This window comes from Marinomonas alcarazii (assembly GCF_003208215.1).
GTDB classification, from domain to species: domain Bacteria; phylum Pseudomonadota; class Gammaproteobacteria; order Pseudomonadales; family Marinomonadaceae; genus Marinomonas; species Marinomonas alcarazii.
In genome coordinates this window covers 609,033-633,955 of the sequence record NZ_QKLW01000002.1, presented here as the reverse complement: position 1 = coordinate 633,955, position 24,923 = coordinate 609,033, and the positions used below count along the sequence as shown (strand labels likewise).

The 24,923-nt window shown below is 44.3% G+C and carries 22 protein-coding genes and 1 pseudogene; 10 read left to right on the top strand and 13 right to left on the bottom strand.

What is annotated here, in order from left to right:
- Positions 1-3,459 (bottom strand): hybrid sensor histidine kinase/response regulator, encoded by a 3,459-nt coding sequence (locus tag DFP75_RS07805; protein WP_110573954.1) that lies wholly within the window; start codon positions 3,457-3,459, stop codon positions 1-3.
- Positions 3,460-3,684: 225 nt separating this feature from the next.
- On the opposite strand from DFP75_RS07805, the gene DFP75_RS07800 reads away from it, so the two are divergent.
- The 4 genes from DFP75_RS07800 to DFP75_RS07785 all read left to right on the top strand — a co-directional run bounded on the left by DFP75_RS07800 (position 3,685) and on the right by DFP75_RS07785 (position 6,629).
- Positions 3,685-4,047 (top strand): DOPA 4,5-dioxygenase family protein, encoded by a 363-nt coding sequence (locus DFP75_RS07800; protein WP_110573952.1) that lies wholly within the window; start codon positions 3,685-3,687, stop codon positions 4,045-4,047.
- A 398-nt stretch (positions 4,048-4,445) separates the two neighbouring features.
- Complete coding sequence (locus tag DFP75_RS07795; RefSeq protein WP_110573950.1) at positions 4,446-4,928, top strand: FKBP-type peptidyl-prolyl cis-trans isomerase; 483 nt, start codon at positions 4,446-4,448, stop codon at positions 4,926-4,928.
- A gap of 213 nt (positions 4,929-5,141) precedes the next feature.
- Positions 5,142-5,984: a DUF6279 family lipoprotein gene (locus tag DFP75_RS07790; protein ID WP_110573948.1), complete on the top strand. Its 843-nt coding sequence runs from the start codon at positions 5,142-5,144 to the stop codon at positions 5,982-5,984.
- Positions 5,985-6,005: 21 nt separating this feature from the next.
- Positions 6,006-6,629 (top strand): uracil-DNA glycosylase family protein, encoded by a 624-nt coding sequence (locus tag DFP75_RS07785; RefSeq protein WP_110573946.1) that lies wholly within the window; start codon positions 6,006-6,008, stop codon positions 6,627-6,629.
- On the opposite strand, the gene DFP75_RS07780 is transcribed toward DFP75_RS07785, so the two are convergent.
- From DFP75_RS07780 to DFP75_RS07770, 3 genes are all read right to left on the bottom strand, one after another.
- A complete protein-coding gene (locus tag DFP75_RS07780) occupies positions 6,598-7,062 on the bottom strand; it encodes a GNAT family N-acetyltransferase (RefSeq protein ID WP_110573944.1) in 465 nt (154 codons plus the stop codon). The two genes, DFP75_RS07785 and DFP75_RS07780, sit on opposite strands and share 32 nt — an antisense overlap.
- A gap of 49 nt (positions 7,063-7,111) precedes the next feature.
- Complete coding sequence (locus tag DFP75_RS07775) at positions 7,112-7,483, bottom strand: glutathione S-transferase N-terminal domain-containing protein (RefSeq protein WP_110573942.1); 372 nt, start codon at positions 7,481-7,483, stop codon at positions 7,112-7,114.
- A 297-nt stretch (positions 7,484-7,780) separates the two neighbouring features.
- Entirely contained in the window at positions 7,781-7,984 is a 204-nt protein-coding gene (locus tag DFP75_RS07770; RefSeq protein ID WP_110573940.1) for an RSP_7527 family protein, read from the bottom strand.
- Positions 7,985-8,242: 258 nt separating this feature from the next.
- On the opposite strand from DFP75_RS07770, the gene DFP75_RS07765 reads away from it, so the two are divergent.
- A complete protein-coding gene (locus tag DFP75_RS07765) occupies positions 8,243-9,478 on the top strand; it encodes an aminotransferase class V-fold PLP-dependent enzyme (protein ID WP_110573938.1) in 1,236 nt (411 codons plus the stop codon).
- A gap of 51 nt (positions 9,479-9,529) precedes the next feature.
- Here the strand turns inward: DFP75_RS07765 and bluB are convergent, their stop codons facing one another.
- From bluB to DFP75_RS07745, 4 genes are all read right to left on the bottom strand, one after another.
- The gene (gene bluB / locus DFP75_RS07760) at positions 9,530-10,186 is read right to left on the bottom strand and encodes a 5,6-dimethylbenzimidazole synthase (protein WP_110573936.1); all 657 of its coding nucleotides are present in this window, start codon (positions 10,184-10,186) and stop codon (positions 9,530-9,532) included.
- A gap of 97 nt (positions 10,187-10,283) precedes the next feature.
- A complete protein-coding gene (locus tag DFP75_RS07755; RefSeq protein WP_110573933.1) occupies positions 10,284-10,811 on the bottom strand; it encodes a hypothetical protein in 528 nt (175 codons plus the stop codon).
- A gap of 99 nt (positions 10,812-10,910) precedes the next feature.
- A complete protein-coding gene (locus DFP75_RS07750; protein WP_110573931.1) occupies positions 10,911-12,677 on the bottom strand; it encodes a sodium:solute symporter family protein in 1,767 nt (588 codons plus the stop codon).
- 5 nt (positions 12,678-12,682) lie between these two features.
- Positions 12,683-12,943, bottom strand: coding sequence for a DUF4212 domain-containing protein (locus tag DFP75_RS07745; protein ID WP_110573929.1), 261 nt, complete (start codon positions 12,941-12,943; stop codon positions 12,683-12,685).
- A gap of 86 nt (positions 12,944-13,029) precedes the next feature.
- Here DFP75_RS07745 and DFP75_RS18585 point away from each other — a divergent pair.
- The 3 genes and pseudogenes from DFP75_RS18585 to DFP75_RS07735 form a co-directional block, all read left to right on the top strand.
- A pseudogene (locus DFP75_RS18585) lies at positions 13,030-13,290 on the top strand (DUF6500 family protein); the annotation flags it as partial.
- 6 nt (positions 13,291-13,296) lie between these two features.
- Positions 13,297-13,749, top strand: a complete 453-nt coding sequence (locus DFP75_RS18690; RefSeq protein WP_110574466.1) for a VOC family protein — start codon at positions 13,297-13,299, stop codon at positions 13,747-13,749.
- A gap of 55 nt (positions 13,750-13,804) precedes the next feature.
- Positions 13,805-14,272 carry an MOSC domain-containing protein gene (locus tag DFP75_RS07735; protein ID WP_110573927.1) on the top strand — a complete coding sequence of 156 codons (468 nt, stop codon included), beginning with the start codon at positions 13,805-13,807 and terminating at the stop codon, positions 14,270-14,272.
- A 44-nt stretch (positions 14,273-14,316) separates the two neighbouring features.
- Here DFP75_RS07735 and DFP75_RS07730 read toward each other — a convergent pair whose 3' ends face one another.
- Both DFP75_RS07730 and DFP75_RS07725 read right to left on the bottom strand, forming a co-directional pair.
- Positions 14,317-15,990 (bottom strand): aminotransferase class V-fold PLP-dependent enzyme, encoded by a 1,674-nt coding sequence (locus DFP75_RS07730; protein WP_110573925.1) that lies wholly within the window; start codon positions 15,988-15,990, stop codon positions 14,317-14,319.
- Between the two features lie 47 nt (positions 15,991-16,037).
- Positions 16,038-16,508, bottom strand: a complete 471-nt coding sequence (locus DFP75_RS07725) for an Lrp/AsnC family transcriptional regulator (RefSeq protein ID WP_110573923.1) — start codon at positions 16,506-16,508, stop codon at positions 16,038-16,040.
- A 284-nt stretch (positions 16,509-16,792) separates the two neighbouring features.
- Between DFP75_RS07725 and DFP75_RS07720 the strand changes: the two genes are divergently transcribed.
- Positions 16,793-17,653, top strand: coding sequence for a delta-class carbonic anhydrase (locus DFP75_RS07720; protein ID WP_110573921.1), 861 nt, complete (start codon positions 16,793-16,795; stop codon positions 17,651-17,653).
- An 89-nt stretch (positions 17,654-17,742) separates the two neighbouring features.
- Positions 17,743-18,954, top strand: coding sequence for a zinc metallochaperone GTPase ZigA (gene zigA, locus DFP75_RS07715; RefSeq protein WP_110573919.1), 1,212 nt, complete (start codon positions 17,743-17,745; stop codon positions 18,952-18,954).
- A 64-nt stretch (positions 18,955-19,018) separates the two neighbouring features.
- Here zigA and DFP75_RS07710 read toward each other — a convergent pair whose 3' ends face one another.
- The 3 genes from DFP75_RS07710 to DFP75_RS07700 are packed head-to-tail and all read right to left on the bottom strand — an operon-like array spanning position 19,019 to position 24,788.
- Entirely contained in the window at positions 19,019-22,231 is a 3,213-nt protein-coding gene (locus DFP75_RS07710; protein WP_110573917.1) for an efflux RND transporter permease subunit, read from the bottom strand.
- On the bottom strand, positions 22,231-23,412 hold the full coding sequence (locus DFP75_RS07705; RefSeq protein WP_110573915.1) for an efflux RND transporter periplasmic adaptor subunit: 1,182 nt from the start codon (positions 23,410-23,412) through the stop codon (positions 22,231-22,233). Before DFP75_RS07705 ends, DFP75_RS07710 begins: the two co-directional genes overlap by 1 nt.
- Positions 23,412-24,788, bottom strand: a complete 1,377-nt coding sequence (locus DFP75_RS07700; protein WP_110573913.1) for a TolC family protein — start codon at positions 24,786-24,788, stop codon at positions 23,412-23,414. The genes DFP75_RS07705 and DFP75_RS07700 overlap by 1 nt, the downstream gene beginning before the upstream one ends.
- Between the last annotated feature and the right edge of the window lie 135 nt (positions 24,789-24,923).

The window sequence follows — 24,923 nt, the reverse complement described above, 5'->3', positions numbered from 1 at the left end:
TTATTCGGCTGCTTCCCTCAGTTTGTGAATATGTTGTACCAAAGCCCGTAATTTTGCGGGCTTTGCTGGTTTTGCCATGTAGGTAATATTGAGCTGATTACACTGCTCGACAAGTTCGGGGTCTCGTAGTGCTGTGATCAAAACCGCTGGTATGGATTTTCCTGCTCGCGCTCTTAGAGCTTTGATTAGCGACAAGCCGTCTTTATTATCATCAAGGTGATAATCCACTAACAGCAATTCAGCCTCGCCTTCAGCGTCTAACGCATCTTGGAAACGATTAAAGGTTCTACAATCACACTGCCAATGGGTGAGAAGTGTGTTCATCGCCATTAGATTGTTTTTCTCATCGTCGATACACCAAATATAACAATGCGCCAAATTTTCAGTCTCGATGTTTGTTTTTTGTTGTGTTGCTAGGCCGACAATGTGATCACTTTTTGCTAAAGGTATACCAATGCTGAAGCAGCTCCCACGCCCTGGAGTAGAATGAATTTTGGTCGCCAAGCCCAATTGCTTTTGCATACGGCGTACTAGTCCTAGCCCTAACCCCATTCCAGGCTCTTGGGTGTTTTCCCAGCGATAGAAATCATCAAATATTTTCTTTTGCTCAGAATCGGGAATGCCAACACCGGTGTCCCATACTTGCAGATAGACCACGCCATCTTTAGGGCGGACACTTAAGAGGACTCTACCTTGTTGGGTGTATTTAACGGCATTAGAGACGAAATTTTGGATAATACGACGCAAATAAATGGGGTCTGTGTGAACTCTGAATGGACGTAAACGCGTGGTCAGCTTTAGGTTTTTGCTTTCTGCAATGACACCGAATTCGGCGATAATAGGCGCTAAAATATCCTGTAAGCAGCAGTCGATCAGCTTGGGTTGAATGGCGCCTTGGTCCAGCCGAGCAATTTCCAACAAGGTTGAAATAAGGGCTTCTGTCGATTCTAAGGAATCGGATAATTTACCAATAACTTGGCTTGTATCATCAGGTAGTTGGCTGGACTGTAAAATTCCCATGTAAAGTTTGGCCGCGTTTAATGGCTGCAGAATATCGTGGCTAGCAAGAGCAAGGAACTCGGTTTTTGAGGCATTGGCTTTTTCGGCTTCAGCTTTGGCACTAATTAGTGCTTTTTCTGCTTGATTACGACGTTCAATTTCTTGCATTAATTCATTGTTAACGCCTTGCACTTCTTCTGTACGAGCTTCAACGCGCTTTTCTAAATCAATGTTGGCTTCTTTGAGTGCTTGCTGACTTTCAATGTGCTCGGTGACATCCGTAAAACTGGTCACAAAGCCGCCGTCAGGAAGCGGATTACCCACCATTTCGATGACGCGACCACTGGCACGACGGCGTAAAAAGCGGTGTGTTGTGCCTTTTCTTAGATGTTCTAATCGTTTGCTAACCAGCTCTTCAATTTCGCCAACACCGCATTCACCACGCTCAGCATTAAAGCGAATCAGTTCTTCTACAGGCAGTCCGACCTTTAGCATTCCCTCTGGATAGGGGTAAAGCGACAAATAGGTTTTGTTCCAAGCGACTATCCGTAGGTCTTTATCCACCACGCTGATGCCTTGGTCTAAATTATCCATGGAGACAAATAAGAGGTTTTGACTGAACTGAATGGCTTGGGTGGTTTCATCCAGGTAAGTCACCATTTCTTCTACTTTGATTTGTTTATCAACCAAGATGGAATTAATAATGGTGCGCGCTGACGAACCGCCTAATACGCCACCTAGAATTCGTTCGCAATAGTCGACAAATAGACGGTTTGGCGAGGCATTGTTTGGCAGAGTCTGGTTGTAATCTTGTTCGAAACTGGATAAGACTTGCTGGCATTTTTGTTTGCCCAAAAAGGTTTGCAGTAGAACAAAAAAATCACCGTTAGTTGCTTTGCTTTTCGGTTTAAAGAAGCCTTTTTCTAGCTCGGTTGTCGGGCTCACAAAGGCTGTTGCTTGAATGCGGTCAATCAGGCGCTCTGTCGATAATAAAGAGCCGGTAATGTAACCAAAAATGTTAGCAATAAGGCTGATAAAAGCCCCGTAGCTGATCAGCTCAGAACGCGATTGCGCACTATAGAGCGTCCAATCCATGTTGCCAGTGAGAGGCAGCATCATGAGCAACATCCAAGATAAAAAACCGAGTGTTAGCCCCGCATAAACGCCATGGGCATGGGCGCGTTTCCAATATAAACCGCCAAGTACAGCAGGCATAAGTTGCAAAACGAGTGAGAAGGCCAGTATGCCTGTGCTGGCTAATGACTCGGCATTCGCCATGTTCTGATAGTACAAAAAAGACAAGGCTAAGATCCCAATCATCGCCAAGCGCCGGATCATTAATATTCGACGCCGATAAAGTGGTAACGCTTGTTGCTGAGCGCTGGCGCGAGCCAACATGAGAGGTAAGATCACATCGTTGCTGATCATGATGCTCAGGGCAAAGGCGGCAATAATGATCATGGCTGTTGTGGCTGACATTCCGCCAAGAAAAATCAGCATTTGTAGCGGAAGATTGTCAGAGACTAAGGCGAACTGAATAACGTAGGTGTCTGGATTAACATCGGCGGAAAATAGGCTTTGTCCAGCGATGGCGATGGGTGGAATGATGGCAGCAAAAATCAATAGATAAAGAGGGAATAGCCAGCGTGCAGTATTGGACTGTTTATCATTTTGGTGGTCCACCACCGTGACATGGAATTGACGTGGTAAACAGATGACGGCAGCCGCTGACATAAAGGTTTGCATCAGAAATGGAAATGACAAAAACTGCTCAGGGTTCCATACTCTGAAATCGACATTCTGACGCATTTCATCGAATGAAATTTCTTGCGTCATTAATATAGCGACTAGGCCAACGGCCACAATCGCAATAAGCTTGAATAACGACTCTGTTCCTATGGCGAGCATCATACCTGAGCGATATTCCGTCACCTCAACTTTACGCGTACCAAATAGCATCGCAAATATGCCAATCAGAATCGTTGCGACCAATACGACAAAACCCGTTGATGATTCGTCTTGATTGACAAATAAGGCAAAATTTGACCCGATGGCTTTAAGCTGTAAGGCGATATAAGGAATGATAGCAAGCATACTAATTAGTATGACCAAAGGGGCTGTCATTGGCCGTTTGCCATATCGAGAAGAAATAAAATCTGCAATGGAAGTGATGTTTTGCTTGCGGCTTACTGTGATCATTTTTCGCAGCATTGGGAAGGCAAACAAATATAAAAGAATGGGCCCGAGTAAAATAGGCAGATAGCTCCAACCTGAGCGCGAGGCTTCACCAATCGCTCCGTAGAATGTCCATGCCGTACAATAAATAGCCAGAGAGAGGCTGTAGACCAAGGGATGGCGAGTCAGCTTTTTGGCCGCTGGACTTTCTTTATCGCCCCAAATAGCGATCCAGAATAGGCCTAGAACATAAAGGATAGCTAACAGAATCCAGAAAACAGTCATTTAATTCGATACCTGAATATAGGCTGAAAGATTATGGTTGTATCAATTAAATGTAACACAGCTTCTTAAAGAATCCTCTACGACTAAGGTAGCGTAATGTATGGGAGCGTTGTTTCTGATCTAGAAATACTGCTTTTACTCCAACAAGCTCTAATGAATGGCTGACTAATGCTAGAATTAACATTAAGAAATTAACGATATATACCATAAGGCTTGGAGTAAAAAATGAGCACACTTCCTTCATACAAGAGCATCAAGGCGTTCCATGCTCATCTTTATTACCAAGACGAAGCGGGCGTTGAAATCGCTAAACAGGTGGCTGAGCAAGCTAGTGAACTGTTCGATATTCGTGTTGGGCGTTTCCATCAGAAACCCGTTGGCCCACACCCAGTTTGGAGCTGTCAGCTTTCATTCACTGCTGAGACGTTCGGTAAGATTATTCCGTGGTTAATGTTAAATCGTCAGTCATTAGATGTTTTTGTGCATCCGATTACTGGGGATGAGTACGTGGATCATACGCAGGGTGTTAGCTGGTTAGGGAAATCTTATGAACTTGATATTTCTCAGTTCATGCCCCCGAGTGAATGAGTTTTTACGCAATTTGATTAGCTAATTAACAAGACTGAAACCTGCGATGGGGCGAAAAAGTTTTATACTTCGCTCGGTTTTTCCATTATGAAAACGCAATCTGTTTTTCAATTGTAGGGAGGACTTGTTGATTAAATCGTGTTTCAAATTTGATCAGCTTGGCTTTTTTTGTCTTTTTTTTAATTTTTTTGTCAAACATCCCTTTAAAAATCATCGAACGTACCAAACTTCTACGCTTACATGGTAGTTATTGGGCTTATGGGACGTTATCATAATGCTACAAACTATTGTTTGGGTTCGTGTTGTGGCGGTGTAACGCTTATTGTTGAAATGTAAGATTTGCTTGTATCAAGCTCTCGTTCCCTCATTATTAATTATTTACTCATTAGGAGAATACAATGCAAATTACAGAAAACGCCGTTGTTAGCATGCACTACACACTAACTGATGAACAAGGCCAAGAGCTTGACTCTTCTGTTGGTCAAGAGCCTTTAGTGTTCCTAAGTGGCGCGCAAAACATCATTGATGGTCTAGACAAAGCGCTTCAAGGTAAAGTGGCTGGTGACAAGCTTGCCGTTTCTGTTGCGCCTGAAGATGGCTACGGTGCAGTTCATCAAGAATTGATCCAAAAAGTACCAACAGAAAATTTCCAAGGTGTTGATGAAATTCAAGTTGGCATGCAATTCATGGCACAAACGCCAGGCGGTCAGCAGCCAGTAACCGTTATCGCCGTTGAAGAAGATGGCGTTATGCTAGATGGCAACCATCCTCTAGCTGGTAAAACATTGAGCTTTGATGTAGAAATCATCGACGTACGTGCTGCTTCTGAAGAAGAACTAGAGCACGGACATGTTCACGGTGAAGGCGGTCATCACCACTAAGCCTATTTCCTAGAAATAGCAAAGTATCCACTAAGCGACTTCTGACTTGTTTGTCAGAAGTCGCTTTTTTGTGGGTAAGACACGCCGAAGAAGACGTTATCATCGTGTAAATTCTTTGTTACCTTTATTATTGTAATCCGATTGTTTGCTGTTTTCGTAAAGGGTAGATATAAAATCGATTTATATTACGTGACTTAAGGAACGGGATCGCCAATGAAAAAAGCTAAGTTATCTATCGTACTATTGTTTAGCTTTATTTTGAGCGCTTGTTCCTCTTCCTTCGCCTACAACAATCTTGATTGGTTGCTCTATTGGTATGTCGACGACTACATAGATTTATCGTCGGATCAAGAAGCCGCGTTGGACGAGCGTATTGCTTCGTGGCATAGCTGGCATCGTTCGACAGAACTTGAAAAGTATCAAACCCAGCTTAACAACCTAAGAGCCAAACTAGAGTCTGGAGCTCTCACTGAAGAACAATGGTTGAGAGAGTTCGCTGAAGCGCAGCAACATTTAAATCGCTTTCGGACGAAAATTGCGCCAGAGCTGGCTGGTATTGCGCAAACATTATCAACAGAGCAAGTAGAAGATTTCTTGTCTGCGTGGCATAAGAAAAGACAAGAACGCCAGTCTGAATCAGATAAGCGAACAGAGTCAGAGCGATTAATGCGCCGAGAAGAGCGCTTAGTTGAATTCATGGAAGATAATGTGGGTAAGCTAAGTGAACAGCAGACAAATATTATCAAGCAATATGTGCCGACATTTATCTCCATATCGACTGAGCAAACTGCTTATCACTCCCGCTTACAAAATGCGCTAAGAGACATTTTTTCGAATCGAGATAGCGTTGAGTTTAAGCAGCGACTTACCGATCTTATCCGTAACCCAGACCAGTATAAAACCGTTTCATATCAAGCCAGTTTAGATCATAACGCAGGTTTGTATGCGCGTATGTTGGCAGAGCTCAATCTTACCTTTACTGAAAAGCAAAAGTTGAAGCTCGATGATGCGCTTGAAGATTGGATTAATTTGATTGAGGATTTGATTTCAGATTAATTCTATAACGGATAAAAAACCATGGCGGATGCCTTTATCACACTCAAACAAGATATTTTGCGCTGTCAGCATTGTGCGGACGTTTTACCTTATCCCCCTAAACCCATTTTACAAATCCACCCAGATGCTAGGCTTTTAATTGCTGGGCAAGCACCAGGTCAAAAGACCCATGATATTGGTCGTCCCTTTGATGATTTAAGTGGCGAGCGCTTACGAGATTGGCTAGGGCTATCTGCTGATGAATTTTACGATGAGCAGCAAGTGGCGATTGTTCCTATGGGCTTTTGCTTTCCAGGCAATAGTGTCCATAAAAGTGGCCCGTCAGCAGGAAAGAAATCTGGTGATTTACCACCACGCCCTGAATGCGCAGGTAAATGGCGAGAGGCTGTACTAAGCCAGCTGACGAATATTGAACTTACGATTATTCTTGGTGCTTATGCGCAAACGTATCATTTAGGTCAGTCCGGAAGCGTGACAGAACAGGTGAGGCAGTGGCGGTATTGGCTGGAGCAAGGCAAGTTGGTATTGCCTCACCCAAGCCCAAGGAATAATCGCTGGCTCAAGCAAAACCCTTGGTTTGAAGCAGAAGTTTTGCCAGAGCTAAAATCGCGAGTTAACGCTTTACGTCAGTCGTCCTCGTCATGAGGTAATGTTCTATGCCATCTTCCATGTAAGGTTCGGAGACTGTGGTAAACCCGTGAGACTGGTAAAAGCGTTCAAGATGAGATTGTGCGCCAATTTTAATCGGGCTATCTGGCCATAGGTTAAGGGTTTCTTTAACCGCATTTGTCATAAGTTCATGGCCGATTTTATCTTTACGGCTTTCCTTTGCAACAACGACTCGACCTATACTGGTGTAGCCAGAGTAAGAAACGTCTTTGGCCAGCAGTCGAGCATACGCGACGACTTTATTGTCTTTAAGAGCGTAAAGGTGTCGAGTATCCGGCAGGGTGTCCACATCATCCAAATCGGGAAAAACACAATTTTGCTCAACGACAAAGACATCGATGCGAAGCTTGAGTATCGCATACAAGGTGTGACTGGTTAGTTCATTAAACGTCTGACAGTGCCAGATCATATTGATTCCTATGTGCTTTTCTTAATGAGAGAACTTAATGTGTCTGTGGTTAAGCAAAACGTTTTTCTAAGTATTTAATGATCTCAGAGGATTCGTACAGCCATTCGGTTTTGCCGTCTTGATCTATGCGTAGACATGGCACCTTTATTTTTCCTCCACCTTGTAACAAGTCTTCGCGATGCGGTGAGCCTTCTTGCGCATTGCGCTTTTCAATAGGAAGGTTCAGCTTATAGATAGCACGACGTGTTTTAATGCAGAATGGACAAGCAAAAAACTGATAAAGCGCTAAATTGGCAGCTTCGTCATTTACTTGCTGCTGCTTTTCTGGTGATCGCTTGAGCTTTGTTCCTCGTGTTAAAACATCCAGTGTTGCAATGATGAGGCCCAATAAATTTCGGATAAGTTTAATAAATAGTTTCATGCTGCTTTTTGCCCTGTTGAAAGTGGCAATATTCTAACGCTAAAGCGCATAATGGTTAAGTGATAGTCTTATGAGAAGTAAATTGTCTTATTAAATCGTATTTCGACGCATGACAGCGAGAAAGTAAAAGACAGTGTTTATGCAGGTAGAAAAGGATATACAAAGAGAAGGGTGAGCAGGGAAGCGCTTTATGTTTTTATTCTAGCGCCATTTCCTGTTCAAAAAGTCTGTTGGTGTAAGCCAAAATATCTACTTATAAAAGTGGATGCTTACCCAAAAGGTCGACTTTTTGTTTTATTAAGCGTGTTGAGCTGAAGAAGATACGAACGTCGTTTTCAATTTTAGTACCGCTTTTTTAACTGCTTGAACAGCAGAAGACAAACTAGCAACGATGTATTCAGCGCGTTCAGCACGAGCCATTGCTTCATATTTTTCAGCATCAGTTAAATATGCAGTGTTAACGTTTTCTAGAAGTTCACTAATAGTTTGAGTGTTTTTCATAATCTAATCCTTATGTATCTGTGGTTTAAAAGATAGCCAAAACAAACTTTGTTTTGATGCTTATATGGTAGGAACTCTGTGTAAATAAGACAAACGATAAAAAATACAGCCATAGATGAAAAAAACTAATCAATGAGTTTTGGACTGGTTGTCAGCCTATTCCCAGACAGTGATAGGGCTGTTATGTTGTTTGGCTACGCCTAAGATAATGTGTGATTAATAAAGGCTGTGAATGGCTTTTAATATGGAGATAAAGTGATGGCACCTAGTTTAGATTTAGCGTTTGTTCGCTCTCAGTTCCCTGCGTTTAAAGAGGCTTCTTTGGCAGGTCAGGCTTTTTTTGATAATGCTGGTGGGTCGTATGCCTGCCAAGCTGTGATTGATCATTTGGGCCAATATTATCGAGAGACGAAATTACAGCCTTATCATCTTCATCCAGCGGCGCAAAAAGCCGGAGCTCAGATGGATCTGGCATATGAACGTTTGGCGTCTTATCTAAATGTCGATACCAGTGAGGTGCATCTTGGACCTTCTACGTCTCAGAATACGTATGTGCTGGCTCAAGCCTTTGGCAAAATTTTAAAAGCCGGTGATGAGGTTGTGGTGACTAATCAAGATCATGAAGCCAACATAGGTGTCTGGCGTGCGCTGGAATCTCGTGGTGTGGTGATTAAGGAATGGCAGGTCGATGCCAAGACGGGGTCGTTAGATACTGACGCTTTAGAATCTCTGCTCTCTGAGCGCACCAAGCTTTTAGCTTTCACTCATTGCTCGAATATTGTGGCAGAAGTGAACCCTGTGGCGGAGATTTGTGCACGAGCCAAAGCGGCGAATGTGACAACGGTCGTAGACGGTGTTTCTTTTGCTGGTCACGGTTTGCCAGATGTGGATGCACTTGGCGCTGACATTTATTTATTCTCGCTTTATAAAGCCTACGGAACCCATCTTGGGGCTATGGTGATTCGTGATGCTGTGGCTGACAAACTAGGCAATCAGGCACATTATTTTAACAACGCTTATCGTCAAAAATGGTTTGTTCCAGCAGGGCCAGACCATGCCCAAGTAGCAGCAAGTCGTGGAGTATTGGATTACTTTGATGCGTTGCATGATCACCACTTTGACGAGACAAACTCTGTCAGTGAAAAAGCGCAGCGTGTGCGAGTTTTGATGCATGATGCCGAGCAAGTCTTATTGGCTAGGTTGCTTAATTTTGTTGACCAACATCCTAAATTGACCTTGCTTGGAACGGCCGATCCTGCCAAGAAAGCCGCAACGGTATCTATTATTCCGATAGGTCAAACGCCTCAGCAATTTGCACAGAAGCTTGTTGATCAGGGGATTATTTGTGGGGCGGGGCATTTCTACGCAGTGCGCTTGTTAGAAGCCATGGGGGTAGATCCAGATACTGGCGTGGTTCGCTTATCATTTGTTCATTACACAAGTGAAGAAGAGATGAATCAGTTGATTGAGGCGTTAGACAAAGCGCTTGCATAACTATTTAGAAAGGCAGACATAATGTCTGCCTTATCGCAGGTTCAGTTCTGGTTATTCTTTTGATGACTCTGGCCAAGATTCATAGTGAATTGCAGAGCTAGCGTCTCGTCTTGGTAGCCAGCCCGCTCTTTCTAGGTCTGGTGTGTCATGAAATTCTTCCACATAGCCCACGCATAAATAGGCAATGATATCGATGGATTCAGGTATGTTAAGTGTGTCCCGTATGACTTTGTCATGAACAATACTAACCCAACCAACACCAAGATTTTCTGCTCTCGCGGCTAACCATAGGTTTTGCACAGCGCAAACCGAACTGAATAAATCCATTTCTGGTTTGGCGGTTCGTCCTAACACAATGGAACCTGTTCGGCTTCGGTCGCAGGTTACACAAATACCCAGTGGCGCTTCTTCAATACCTTCTAGTTTGAAGCTTTTGTATTGTTCTTTGCGCTCACCCTCAAACAGTTCAGCTGCTTCTGCGTGCGCTTGTAAAAAGCCTTGTTTGATTTGTGTTTTGGATTCTCGCTTGGAGACAAGAATAAAGTCCCAAGGCTGCATAAAACCAACACTTGGAGCATGGTGAGCTGCGAGTAACACGCGGTCTAACACATCGTGTGGTATGGGGTTGGGTTTAAATTCTCGACGGACATCACGACGAGAAAAAATGGTTTTGTAAACCGCGTCACGCTCTTCTGGAGAGATGTTCATAATGATCGACTTTTGGCATTGTAAAAGCCGACATTATGAGGTGTGGAGTGTATTTAAGCCAATGAGTAAAACTCGAGTTAATGTGTGCGTTCTGCATCTATGCTTGGTTGTCACAAACGGCTTTTAGTAATAGGTTGTCGCTTTCAATAGGGTGCCATGTTGGCTGAGATTCCGCGTTTGAGCTATTTGATGCACTAAACGATTGAGTGAAATCGGCTCTGGCGCCTTGCAAGCAATCGATAATTTGTGGCACACGCTTCGCCATGTGACGACGCTCAAAAAAGTACAAATCGACTAACACAAGGTTAGGGTCAATTTTGTTCTTTGCTGAGTTTGCGACATCAGCCGCGATAAAACGCATTGTTTGTGGGAAAACATAACTCCAAGGGCGCCATGGCGCTTCCTCTTGAACTGTTTTCACAACGACAACGCCTTCAGGTAGCAGGCTGGCTTGATGTTCATACCAGTCGTATTCACCCTGAATTTGGAAGCCAAGCATGGCAACGCCAGCAAACACAGGAACCAGCCATTTAGGGGCAGTTTGCTTGGTTATTTTTCTTAACAACAGAGCAATACCAGCGCCGCCAATACCTGCAAAAACGGTAGCAATAAGTTCCCAAAACATAAGTATTCTCTTTTTGATTTTGTGTGGATTCTTATTATAGGGAAAGTGGGCCTCACAAAGAAGTGAGGCCCACTTGATAGCAAGTGCTGTGTTTAAACCTTAATGGTCAATTGCACCGCCAGCACCTTGAGGGTAACGAACGCTTTCAACAAGGTCTTGGATTTCTTTTGGTGGTGGTGCTGTCATTGAAGAGACAGTGAACGCAACCACAAAGTTAATTAGCGCACCAATGGCACCGAATGACAATGGTGAAATACCGAACAACCAGTTGTCTGGCGTGTTGGCGAAAGACGCCGTACCTGGAATGAAGAACCAACCAAGGAATAGGAAGATATAAACCAAGGTAGCAATCAAGCCAGCTAGCATGCCCGCAACTGCACCAGTACTGTTTACGCGTTTAGAGAATATACCCATCATAAGCGCTGGGAAGATAGACGCTGCGGCGATACCGAATGCCAGTGCTACTACCTGCGCTGCGAATCCGGGTGGATTCATACCTAGATAGGTTGCAACGATTATGGCGACAAACATCGATATCCTGGCGACCAGTAGTTCGCCCTTATCACTGATGTTTGGATTGATTGAGCCTTTTATTAAGTCATGACTTACTGCGGACGAAATGGCCAATAGTAAACCTGCTGCTGTCGACAAGGCGGCAGCAAGACCACCAGCGGCAATCAGACCAATAACCCAACCAGGTAAGTTGGCGATCTCTGGGTTTGCCAATACAAGAATGTCTCGGTTAACCACAAGCTCGTTGCCTTCCCAACCACGTGCTGTTGCTTCTTCTTGGAAAGCAGGCACATCGTTGTAGAATTGAACACGACCGTCACCATTTTTATCTTCAAACTTGATCAATCCAGTGGTTTCCCAAGTTTGTACCCAATCAGGACGCTCAGCGTACTCAATTGGGGCTTCTGTTGGGCCAGAAGGATAGATAGTGGTCATTAGGTTCAAGCGAGCCATAGACGCAACAGCAGGAGCTGTTAGGTACAACAAGGCAATGAATACTAATGCCCAGCCAGCAGACCAACGAGCGTCAGCTACTTTAGGCACTGTGAAGAAACGAATGATAACGTGTGGCAGACCTGCAGTACCTATCATCAAGGATAAGGTAAACAGAACCATGTTCAGTTTGTTGTCTACATCCGCTGTGTAATCGGTAAAGCCAAGTTCGCGAACCACTTCATCCAATTTTTGTAATAGTGGAATACCAGATTCAGTATGGTTAGAGAAAAGGCCGATGGCAGGAATAAACGTATCTGTCAGCTGTAAGGAGATGAAAACAGCTGGGATAGTGTAGGCAATGATCAATACAACGTACTGTGCAACCTGAGTATAAGTGATACCTTTCATACCACCCAATACTGCATAGAAGAATACAACAATAGCTGCAATGATAAGACCAGTGTTGTTATCGACTTCTAGGAAGCGTGAGAAGGCAACCCCCGCACCAGTCATTTGACCGATAACATACGTAACAGAAGCAATGATCAAACAGGCAACAGCAACTAAACGCGCTGTGTTGCTGTAGAAGCGATCACCAATGAAATCTGGTACGGTAAATTTACCAAACTTACGTAAGTAAGGGGCTAAGAGCATTGCAAGCAATACGTAACCACCAGTCCAACCCATCAAATAGGTTGAGTTAGCGTAACCACCTGCGGCGATTAAGCCGGCCATAGAGATAAAGGAGGCTGCTGACATCCAGTCTGCTGCCGTTGCCATACCGTTTAAAACCGGATGTACACCGCCACCAGCGACATAGAATTCTTTTGTTGAGCCAGCGCGAGCCCAAATAGCAATACCGAAGTAAAGCGCAAAGGAACCACCGACGAAAAGCAAATTTATAGTAAACTGATCCATGCGACTTACTCCTGAAGGCCAAATTCTTCATCAAGCTTGTTCATTCTCCAAGCGTAGAAGAAAGTCAAAACGATGAATACAAGAATGGAACCTTGCTGAGCGAACCAGAAGCCTAAATCAGCGCCTCCGATCATAATGCCTGAGAGCATGGGACGAAGTAGGATAGCGCAGCCATATGAGGCTAGCGCCCAAACCACCAAGCTGCCTAGTATCAGCCTTAGGTTTGCTTGCCAGTATTTTTCTGCATTATTGTTATGATCTGACATGGTAGATCTCCTTATAATTATTTTTATACGCCTTGTTAATTTAGCAGGCAGTCGATGGATAAGAAGTCAGACTTTAGTCGCATAGTGTGATTTTATATTGGAAGTGCTCTATACGAGATTCGTGCGAGAGAGTCTTAAAAAAGGAAAGAAAAACGTTGAATACAGAAATTAAACAGAAGATTCTCTCGGTATGTGCTGACAAAATCAAACAAAAAGGCGACGGTGTTCAAGTCTCTTTTTATGCATTTTTTGCGAATAAAAACCATGACCCTATTACTTTAATGGCGGTTGCGCGCTGGTGGATAGAAGAGCATCAATTAAATCACTTTGAAAAAGCCACTAAGATCTACGCCATGGTAGCCTCATTAGATGATGCTTCGGCTTTCCAGTCATCGCCCATCGTCCAGCATAATGGCTTCAACCATCTGACTTTAAGTGTGTCCAATCTTGACGCATCAATTGAATTTTATTGTGGTCTGCTAGGGTTTAAGGGAGAGGTGCGCTGGAAAACCGGTGCGTATTTGTCATATCAAAATTGTTGGCTGTGTTTATCCTTGGGCGACGTTAAGCCTTGTCAGGATTACACGCACTTTGCGTTTACTTATGATTCAGACGCTATGACTCAAATTCAACTAAAAACGGCTTTTCAGGCTGTGAGACAGTGGCAATCTAACAGCAGCGAAGGCGATTCCTTGTACATTAAAGACCCAGACGGTCATAAATTAGAATTGCATTCTGGTTCACTTGCTACGCGTCTTGATTCTTTAAAAGTTAAACCCTATGACGGATTGGAGTGGCTAAATTAAATCTGTACCATGTTAATCCGATCAAACAGCGAAAGACTTGTTTAGGAGACAAAGGGTGATTCAAGCAATTTTCGTATCGAAAAAGTCTAAACAATCTCAGATGGGAATTGATGCCGTCAAAGTGGACGTTGGTAAAGGTATCGTAGGCGACAGGTATTATGGGAAAAAGGGCTTAGATGGCCCAAACATCACCTTTGTTGAAAGCGAAGAGATTGCGGCGTTTAACGCTAATTTTGGGCAGAGTATTAGTCTTTCAGCGACCAGAAGAAACATTGTTACCCAAGGCGTGCGACTGAACCAGTTAGTTGGACAAGAATTCTCTATTGGTGATGTGCGCTTTTATGGTGTCGAACTGTGTGAACCTTGTGGCTCATTAGGAAAATCATTGGCGAATGACTCTATCTCTTCACCACAGGTAGTGAGAGCTTGGCTACACCGTGGAGGTTTAAGAGCCAATGTGTTGAGCACAGGTATCTTACGAACTGGAATGCAGTTTAATTTGATCCAGAAAAGCGCTAATTAGCCCTTTTCTGGATCCTTCCATTAATGATCTTCGGTCCGTTCTAGTTAGGCAAAATCCTCAGCCAACACAAAACGCTTAATATCACTAAACTCTTGATTGAAGGGTTGTGGTTGCGGGATGTATTTTCCTGCCAAGCAATTTTGAACTATCTCTTCTGCTTGGGTTAGGTAGTGACTTCTGTCTTGTGTCGAGCTTGGCTTTTGTTGCGCTTTTGGTTGCTGCCAAAGCAAGTTTGCAAGTGATTTAGGTGTGTTTGACTGTCCTTGGAAGCGCCATAAGTCTGAAGTTTGATCATAAGCGTAATACGGTAAGAGAGTTGTGCCGTGTTTCGCCACAAAATTGATTGCATCCAGAATAAATACCGCTTCCGCATCGTCTAAGAAATAGTTCAAGTTGAAGCGAACCCAACCTGGTTTTACTAGTTTCTCGCCTTTTTTCAATGCCAGCTGAATGCGCTCTGATTCCGTTTTGTCTATGCCTAAAAGCTGGTGCCCATAGGGTCCAGCGCATGAACAACCGCCGCGGACTTGAATACCAAATAAGTCATTTAATGACGCGGTGACAAATCCATGGTGTAAATAGCCTAATTCGGTTTTGATGCGAAACGCGGTAATGGATAAGCGTGCGGCATCAGCGTGTCCAAGACGTTCGATGTTCGGGTGATTATGCCAATGTTTGTCGATCAATTGCACAAGCTCGTGCTCGCGTGCTTCGATGGTTTTTTCGCCAACGGCTTGTTTCAGCTGGAACACTAGCCCAGCACGAATCGATTCAATGATGCTTGGAGTGCCGCCTTCTTCTCTACGTTCACTAACAGGCAGGAAGGTATGATCTTCTGGGGTCACAAAAGATACGGTGCCACCGCCAACATGACTGGGTGTTTGATTGGCGATAATGGCTTTTTTGACGACGAGAATTCCCGGCGTGCCAGGACCACCGATAAATTTATGGGTGGAAAAAAACATGGCATCTTTGGCAAGGGTTGGGTCTGAGCTTGGGTTGATGTCCAGCGCGACGTAAGGTGCAGCGGCCGCGAAGTCCCAAAAAGCCAAGGCGTTATAACGATGTAACAAGGCTGTGATGGCATCTTGGTTACACAAAATTCCAGTGACGTTCGATGCGGCACTGAAGCTACCAATAAGGCGCTTATTCTTGTTTGCCTGTAATTGCTTTTCTAAGGTGACTAAGCATACATCGCCACTTTCTGATTCGGGAATTCGAATCACTTCAATTCCTAACTCTCTCCAAGGTAATTCGTTGGAGTGATGTTCATAAGGCCCAATGAATACTGTCGTCTGGGACTTTTCTTCCGTGCTAAGTTTGCGTAAGCCTAATTGGCTAATTAAGGTATTGATCGCGCTGGTGGCACCGCTGCCGCAGAATACGACTAAGTCCTCTGTTGATGCATTGACGGCTTCACGTATTTGTTGGCGAGCTTGTTCACGAAACGTGGTGGTTTGTTGGCCTGTGGCATTGGCTTCGGTATGCGTGTTTGCATAAAGCGGCAGCACATGTTGACGAATGGCGTCCTCAATAAAATCTAGGCTACGACCCGATGCCGTGTAGTCGGCGTAGGTGAGGGTTCTTGCGCCAAATGGTGTATCAATTTGCGTGTCCTTACCTATGATGCCGTCGCGAATACGGGCAAGTAGAGCCTCTTCATTAGACAGCTCTTTCGTGTTTGGTTTGACGCTTTTTTCTGCGACAGCAATGGACATGGCGGTTTCCTTTTCTTGGCTTCCCGCATTAATCAATCTACTGCCGTTCACTCTATTGGACTAGGTAAGGGCAACTGAGTTGTCCACTTGATCTGTTCCATAGCGAAGTTAGAGGTGACGTCGGTTAATGCGGTGGCACTAATTAATCGTTTATAAAATTTGTCATACGCAGGGATGTCTTTGACCAGCACTCGCAATAAATAATCGTACTCCCCAGCCATGCGGTAAAACTCCACGACTTCAGGGAATTGCGCCACAACGTGAGCAAATTCTTCTGCCCAGTTTGCATCGTGCTGATTGGTTTTCACTTGTACAAAAACGGACACGCCAAGGCCCAGTTTATCTGCGTCTAAGAGAGCAACGCGGCGCTTGATAAAGCCTGCATTTTCTAGCTTTTGAACCCGTCGCCAGCAAGGGGTTTTGGATAGGCCAACTTGCTGAGCCATAGACTCTGTGGAAATACTATCATTACTTTGAATTAAGGCAAGTAGTTGCAAATCTATGTAATCTAAATGCATTTTGTTCTCTTTTTGTTGGTTTTTTTAGAAATATATTTCTAATTGTCGTGTTTTTTCTTCTCTTCTGCAATCTCATTCTTGCATTGTGCTGAATAGTGGAATTGCGTTTTTTATTTGGCGCGAAAAAATGGCGTTTAAATGTCAATTATTTAAGGGAAAAGTAAATAAAACGGGGCTAAGTGAAAAAAAATAGCAATGCAAGGGTTGTGTGGAATGTTCTCTGGGCTTTGTAGTCTCAATATCGCGTTAAACAATGTTGTAGGGATTTCCATTTAAGGATAGGTATGAAAGTGATGAGTGTTATGGGTGGTGTTGGTTTAGCTTTAGTGTCAGGTTTGGCCTTTGCCGCGAATCAAGGGGCTGTGTCAGATGAAGAAATTCTAAGACAGCGCCAAGCATTACAAGGAAACACAGCAGGGTTGGATGTAGGGCCACAATCTCCACGGGATATTGATAGGATCTTTGGTCGTAACCTACACACGTTCGCGCCAGCGCCAGCATCGAACAAGATGAATCTGTGTAATATTCATTTTCACAAAAATGCCGAGCACAAGGGCGGAGAGTTTACTCAGTATGCTGGCAATGGCGATGGAAAAGGGTTTCAAACAGGTTATGTCTATTCGGGTAATCTAAGCCAAAGAGAATTGGAACCTGTTAAAGCTGGCGCGATTTGTAAAGGGAAGCATAGTGAGCTTTTTCCCGGTGATACTATCGAAGTGCATTATGTGTACTCCAGTGCTGAAGTTCAACCTGGACCAACTTTAGCCGCCTGTGTTGTGAAGGGTGAAGCCATGCCACAGTTGCGAGTAGAGGCTCAAGTGTATGTCGTGGTTAATGATGATAAGGCATTAAATTTTAATACTTTGGCATCTCATGATGTAAGAGATGGTTTGTATCAAGCAACGGGGATTCCTACTGATACTGGTGATCCTGTTACTTATGCAGGCTCCACAACAGGCCCAGACTACAATGAAAAAGCCTCACCTTTTGAAGTGACATGGAATGTTCGACCCAGAGTGACGAAGGTTGATATTCATTCAGTAGGGGTGTGGTGCGATAGCGAAAACATCTATAAAGAAGATCATGCTCATGGTGTGAGAAATCTAATAACCAATCCAGATTTACTTTCCAATACTGCGGATTAATTGGCGGTATTTAGCACTTTTCATTTCTGTTTAATCTGCATGGAATGTTATATCATAACATTTCATGCAGATTCTTGTGGGAGAGATTTATGGACAGTGTGCAGAGTAAATTACCGGTGACGGTATTATCTGGTTTTTTAGGCGCGGGAAAAACGACCGTTTTAAGCCATATACTCAATAATCGCGATGGCTTGAGAGTCGCGGTGATTGTGAATGATATGAGTGAGATCAATATTGATGCGGCGACAATTAAGCAAGAAGTGTCGCTAAATCGTAGCGAGGAAAAGCTCGTTGAAATGAGCAATGGCTGCATCTGCTGCACGTTGCGAGAAGACTTGTTGATTGAGGTTAGAAAGCTTGCCGAGGACAATAGCTTTGACTATTTGGTTATTGAATCAACCGGTATTTCCGAGCCCTTGCCCGTTGCGGAAACCTTTACTTTTGCCGACGAAGACGGTGTGAGTTTATCGGATATTGCTCGCCTTGATACCATGGTAACTGTCGTTGACGCCGTGAATTTCATGAAAGACTATGACGCTGCTATCTCGCTGCAGGAAACGGGGGAGTCTCTTGGTGAAGAGGATGAACGCAGCGTGGCGGATTTATTGATCGATCAAGTCGAGTTTGCTGATGTTATCTTGATCAGTAAAACCGATTTGGTGAATGAGGCGGAGTTACGACAGCTTGAATCCATCCTGCGTAGTTTTAATACAGAAGCGGAAATTATTCCTATTTATCGAGGCAAAATAGAGCCGAAACGCTTGCTAGGCACAGGTAAATTTAGCTTTGAAAAAGCGCAACAAGCGGCGGGTTGGCTAAAAGAAATGCGTGGTGAGCATGTGCCAGAAACGGAAGAATATGGCATTGGCAGTTTTTCCTATTTGGCTCGACGACCTTTTCATCCTCAGCGCTTTTATGATTTTCTTCATGGAACAGAAGCGTATGGAAAACTGCTACGTTCAAAAGGCTTTTTTTGGCTAGCGACCCGCCCCGAGTTTGCTGGTCAATGGAGCCAAGCCGGTGGCATTGCGCATTATGGTTTTGCTGGTATGTTTTGGAAGGCGGTACCCAAAGACAAATGGCCACAAGACCCAGAATACCTTGAGTCGATAGCAGAGCAATGGGTCGAACCTTTTGGAGATATGCGACAAGAGCTGGTGTTTATTGGTCAGAACTTGAATAAAGAGGCTGTAATAGAAGCATTAGACCGCTGCTTATTAAGCGACCAAGAGCTACTGGCTGGAAAAAATGCCTGGGCTGCTTTGCCTGATCCTTTCCCAGAATGGGATGAAGTCGCTTAGCCTCCTAGTGTATTAAATAAGCATAAAGACTCCCTGTCTGGCCAAGGCAAGGAGTCTTCTTTTATTATTCTTTGCCTTCGTTAATTGGCTCTAATACTTCTACTGTCTTGTTTTTTAATCGATTTATAAGCAGATGGATATCTTCTTTTATCATGAGCAGTACGGGGATTAAAATCAGCGTAATAACGGTGGCAAACATGATGCCATAAGCGAGAGAAACCGCCGCAGGAATGAGCATCTGTGCTTGTCTTGAGGTTTCCCAAAGAATCGGAATTAAGCCAGCAAAAGTGGTGAAAGACGTCAGCAATACCGCACGCAAGCGGCTGCGGCAAGCGAGACTGATGGCTTTTTTGACGTGGCTGGTTTCATGACGAAGGTCGTTGAAGCGAGACACGAGCAACAGACTGTCATTTACCACAACACCGCTGAGCGCAAGTATGCCGTTAAGAGAGAAGATCCCAAGTGCTAAGTTGTTCATCCAATGGCCTAACAAAGCACCAATGATACCAAATGGAATCGCCATCATAATGATAAGCGGTTGCGAGTAAGATTTTAGCGGTATCGCCAAAAGTCCATAAATGATCAACAGGGCGATAAGAAACATCTCCGACATAGATGACTGTGTCTTTTCTCTTTGTTCAGCTTCCCCAGAAAAATAGATCGAAACTCCGGCAAACTGACGCTTCATCTGTGGCACCACGGCGTTTCGTAAGTATTCAACCACTTCGGTAGATGACATGGTGTCTTTATCGACTTCTGCCGACAAATACAAAGAACGTTTGCCGTCGATGCGGATAATACGCGTCTCTGCGTCTTCTTGAGACAGTGTGGCGACGGTAGAAAGAGGAACCCGAGTACCATCTTCCAAAACAATTTTGGTATTCATGACGGCAGCAGGAGATTCTTTTTGGTCATTAGGGTAGCCAAGGCGAACTTCAACTTCTGAATTATCACGCTGGTATTTTTGTACGACTTGGCCGTCAAAATTGCGTGCTACTTGAGTAGCGAGAGCGCTGGTAGACAAACCTAATAAGCGCCCTTGATCTGTTAGTTTTAAAATGAGCCTTGATTCGGTTGGCGTGTTGTTTTGCTCAACCCCAGTGACAGCGGGAAGTGTGGCTAACTGCATTAATAACTCTTCCATAGCGCCATCAAGGACACTGGTATCATTGCCTCGTAGTTCAATTTTTAATGCATCGACTGTTTCACGAGCACTACGAATACGCAGGTTTTTTACGCCTTCTGGCATGCCTGCAAGTTGCTGCCATTTACTGGCGAATTGTGCCGAGGTATAGGGTCTATTCTCGTCAAGTTCTATGCGGATGTTACCGGATTGATCACCGCTTGCGGTGACTTGTATATTTTTAATGGCCACCTCTCCCTTGGGTGTTTGCGCTTCTCTAGCTACTTGGGTATTGCTTGGTTGGGTGTTTGTTGGCGTACTGCGTAATACAGCGTCTGCTTGGTAGGCTTTTTGTTCTAGTTCGAATAAGGTCTTGTTCGTCTGTCCATAGCTGACATCGTTGAACATGGTCAATGTACCGCGCACAGTATCCCCTGGAATTTGAGGAAAGAAACTCATCCGAATCGCGCCAGTAAATGGCATGGAAATAACCAATATAAAAACAGCGATAAACAGCACGCAAACCGCGTATCTATAATGAAGCGCGAGCTCTATAGTGGGGCTATAAATACGGTTACTGAACCACTGTAAGCCAGAATCAGCTCCACGTTGGACCATGGCCCATGCACCAGATAGTGGATTCGTTTTAGTGGATTTTTGGGTGTTTATGTGGGCGAGGTGAGCAGGCAAGATAAGCTTAGATTCAATGATAGAGAGGATCAAACAAATTGCCACCACGGTTGCAAACTGAGCATAAAGTTGACCTAAACGACCTTCGATATTGGATAGCGCCCAAAATGCAGCAACGGTGGTGAATACCCCAAAAAGAGTCGGCACTGCTACCATCATGGTGCCTTTAATGGTATTGCCTATGGTATCGCCTTCTTTAGAGCGAACCGTGTACACGCTTTCTCCAACCACAACCGCATCGTCGACCACTATGCCCAACGCCATGATAAAGCCAAACGTGGTGAACATGTTTAAGGTCAGGCCGACACTTTCTGTTCCCATGAAAAATAGGGTGCCGAAAAAGATAAAAGGCAGCCCCATAGCAACCCAAAATGCCACGGTAACGTTTAGAAAGATCGCTAATAAAATAAACACCAGCAATACGCCAGTGACGGCATTTCCTATCATCAAATCAAGGCGCTGATTAATAGATTCACTCCGGTCATACCAAGTGCCCAGTGTTACATTGGCTGGCAAGCGTCCGCTGTTCTGCCATTCTTCTATTACTGCTTTTGCCCCTACAACAGAGTTAGAAATATCACTATTGCCTGTGGTTAATACTTGTATACCTAAGCTATTCTGGCGATTAAAACGTGACAATACGTATTCATCTTCATCGAAAGCATCGCGAATGGTAGCAATATCACCCAATAATAGTTTTCCACCTGAGCTGTTATATTGCACTGGAATGCGAGCATATTCGCTTTTCATATACGCTTGCTCTGAGGCACTAATGGTGAGGTAGATAGCTTCATCACGCAGTGTGGCGACTTGGGCTGGCGATGATTCAGCGTTGATGGCTGTCGCTATGTCCGACAAGGTAAGCCCATAGGCTTCTAAGGCATTCTTGTCGAGTTCAATCATGATGGTTGGATCTAGCCAACCAGATATCGAGGTCGAACTGATGTTTTCGTTTGCCAATAAATCGGATTCCAGTTCGCTGACCAATTTTTGGAGCGTTCGTCGATCTGCGTCACCGTATAATTGAATCCAAATAGCGTGCTCTTCCCGTGTTGCTTTACTGACCACTGCTGGGTCTGCTTCATCAGGAAAGGAAGAAATTTGGGCGACCTTGTCTTTCACATCGTCAAACAGCGTGTCGATATCATAGCCGTCCAGCATTTCGATGGTGGTGCTGGTGGATTTGGCTGTAGAGGAGGTGGTGATATTTTTAATACCTGATACACCTTGCAGCGCTTTTTCTAACGGAATAGCGATGCCTTCTTCGTTTTCTTTTGCTGAACCACTGTCGTTACTGACTGAAATAGCAATGCGATTTGGCGTTAAGCTTGGAAAGGCCTCTTTGTTAATGGAGCCCATGTTCAGAACGCCTAGGCTAATGACCAAAATAAGCAATAGGTTGGCCGCAACAGGGTTATTCGCAAACCATGGAATAATGCCTTTGGGTTGATCAATAGGAGTCATTATTGCGCGCCTTTATTGGCTGGTAGGTTCAGTGACTTCACTAGGGTGCCTTTTAAATAGCTGTTGTAGGGCTGAACAATCACTTGGTAAGAAGCGTCAAGCATGTGGGACGGTACTTGGATATAAACGTATTTGGAATCGACAAAACGCGGTGTGGTTTCAAACGCGGCAAGACGACTGTCTTCGTCTATATACCAGATTTCACTTTTTTGGCTAAGCGCAGTATTGGGGAGTTTCCATAGGTTATTCAGTTGTTTGCCTTTAATGGAAACTTCAACAAATGACCCTGGCAGTAAAATAGGCGTTTGGCTCAAAGGATTGTCCAGGCTAACCAATAGACTGCGCATTCGGGTGGTTTCATCGATATGTTGATTGACACTAAGAATCTTGCCTTGCCATGTGTCCTGTTTATCCATGCTTGAAATTTGTACAGGCCAATCACTGCTTAGCAGAGTGTTCATATCAGGGAGTTTCATCCAGTCGTTGTTGGATAAATCGATTTTTATGTCTGCACGATCGGTGCTGTAAAGCGTACCAATTTCACTGCCAGAACTAATGTATGAGCCAAGTGAGGCTTCGCGAGTCACCACTAAGGCATTAAATGGAGCCGTTAGTTTTGTGTGTTGCAGTTTAGATTTTGCATTGTCTAACGCGGCCTTGGCAGCATCAAGCTCGGCTTTGGCCGCGGCAAGTTGTGGCATTCTTAGCACTAGATCAGAGTCTGGATCCCCCTTAAAGCCAGCCGCTTCCCATTCGGCTCTGGCTTGTTCACCTTGGCGCATTTCTTCTTTTAACGCGAGGTTTGCCGCCGCTAGAGCATTTTCTGCGCTGGCAACATTGCTGTTTAGCTCTGTGTTTTGCAACTGTGCTAACACATGCCCTTTGCTGATGACTTGTCCAGGTTCAAAATGATTTGATAAGCGAGTGATTTCACCACTGACTTGGCTGGTCATGGTCAATGCATAGCGTGTTTTGACTATCCCAGATGCCGTAATGGTCGCAGCATAACTGCCAGCTTCGGCTGTGATGGTGGTAATCTCAAGGGCTTGTTCTGGTGCGGCAGGTCGTGGTGTTCGCACTCTATTTTTTTGCGCATCCATGGCGCTGGTGACATAGACATACACACCGGCAATCGCAGCGCCCGCTAATAATAAGGTGATCCACTGTGAAAGATGTTTCATTAAGGTTTTACTCCAAGCCCGAGTGCGAGCCCTAAATCGACTCTATTGGATAGTTGCTGATAAATTAAGTTGTCTAACTGCGCTTCTAAATTAAATGCTGTGGTTTGGGCATTGATTAAATCGCTTAGTTCAACCAAGCCAGAGCGGTACTTTTGTTCATATTGAGTTAAGTTCTTTCGAGCGCTATTTAAGGCGTCTTTTATGTGCAGGACTTGTTGGGATAATACGCGTTCTTGACCTAGCGTATTCTCGATGTCATTGACTGCAGTGAGCAGAGTTTCTCGGTAGTTTTGATACGCTTGAGCCGTTTCCAATTTAGCAATTTCTACCGCCGCTTTTCGTTGCCCTCCCTGATAAATAGGTTGGGTGATTTGGGCGAGTAAAGACCAAATAGGAGAACCGAATAAGGCGGCACTGGGAGATGACGCTGTGTCACTTAATGTCGCGCTTAAACTGATACTAGGGAGCATATCTTTGTAGGCTACCGATGTACTTAAATCCGCGGCTTCAATGGCAAGGTAGGCGGCTTTTAAGTCTGGTCGGCGCTGTAAGCTCTGTTGAGGCAGCTCGTTTAAGCTCAGAATAACTCGGGGATATTGTGGGTTGGCAATAAAGCTGGGAAGCCGATTTTCTCCGAGATACAGCTGCAAATTACGTTTTTCAATCGCCAGATCTTCTTGGTATTCGATTAAATCTGCTTTGGATTGAGAGGTGGCGGTGCGGGATTCATCCATTTCTTCTAGTGTCCCTAAGCCATTTCTAAAGCGTCTTAGGATCAGTTTTTCATTTGATTGCAATAAGGCTAAACGTTTCTGCTCGATTTCTATCGCGTGTTGTTTGGCTGTAATGGAGAGCCAGGATTTTATCACATTCGCCACTAATGTATCGCGGCTGGCCTGATAGAGCGCTTCGTCACTGGCAAGCGATTTTGCTGAAGCTTGTTCAGACTGAGCCAACTTTTGCCATAAATCCAGTTCCCAGCTTATGCCTAGGTTTGCTTTATAGGCGGTGTCGCTGCCTTCGGTTTTATTGCCTGATAAACCTGCTTCCACGCTGGGCAGTGAGTTCCCTTGCTGGGAACTTAGGCTCCATAAACTCGCTTTTAAGGTAAGCTGAGTTTTCTGCAAACTTGGGTTTGCTGCGAGTGCTTTGTGTATTAGCTCATCAAGTTGTTCGTCTTTTATGAGGTCGGTTAAATAACTGGTCGGAGCAACGTCGTCCATTGACTGCCATTGTGAGCTTGTTGATTCGCTCACGGAGTCTAATTCTTGTTGCGCTTTATCAGCATAGTCTTCACGTTGTTGTGAACTGCTGCAGGCGGCTAGTATCAAGCTTAGGCTCAGTATTGTGATGGTTAAGAAAGACCGTTTAAGCATTAAATTATCCTAGTGAAAAGGGCCTAGTCGATGTTGTGTTTATACGCTAGTTTAATACGTCCAGTGTTTACTTTTTAAGATTATGTCGCCTTTAAATTAATGCCTTAAGAGTATTTGCGTTTCTTTACATTCGAT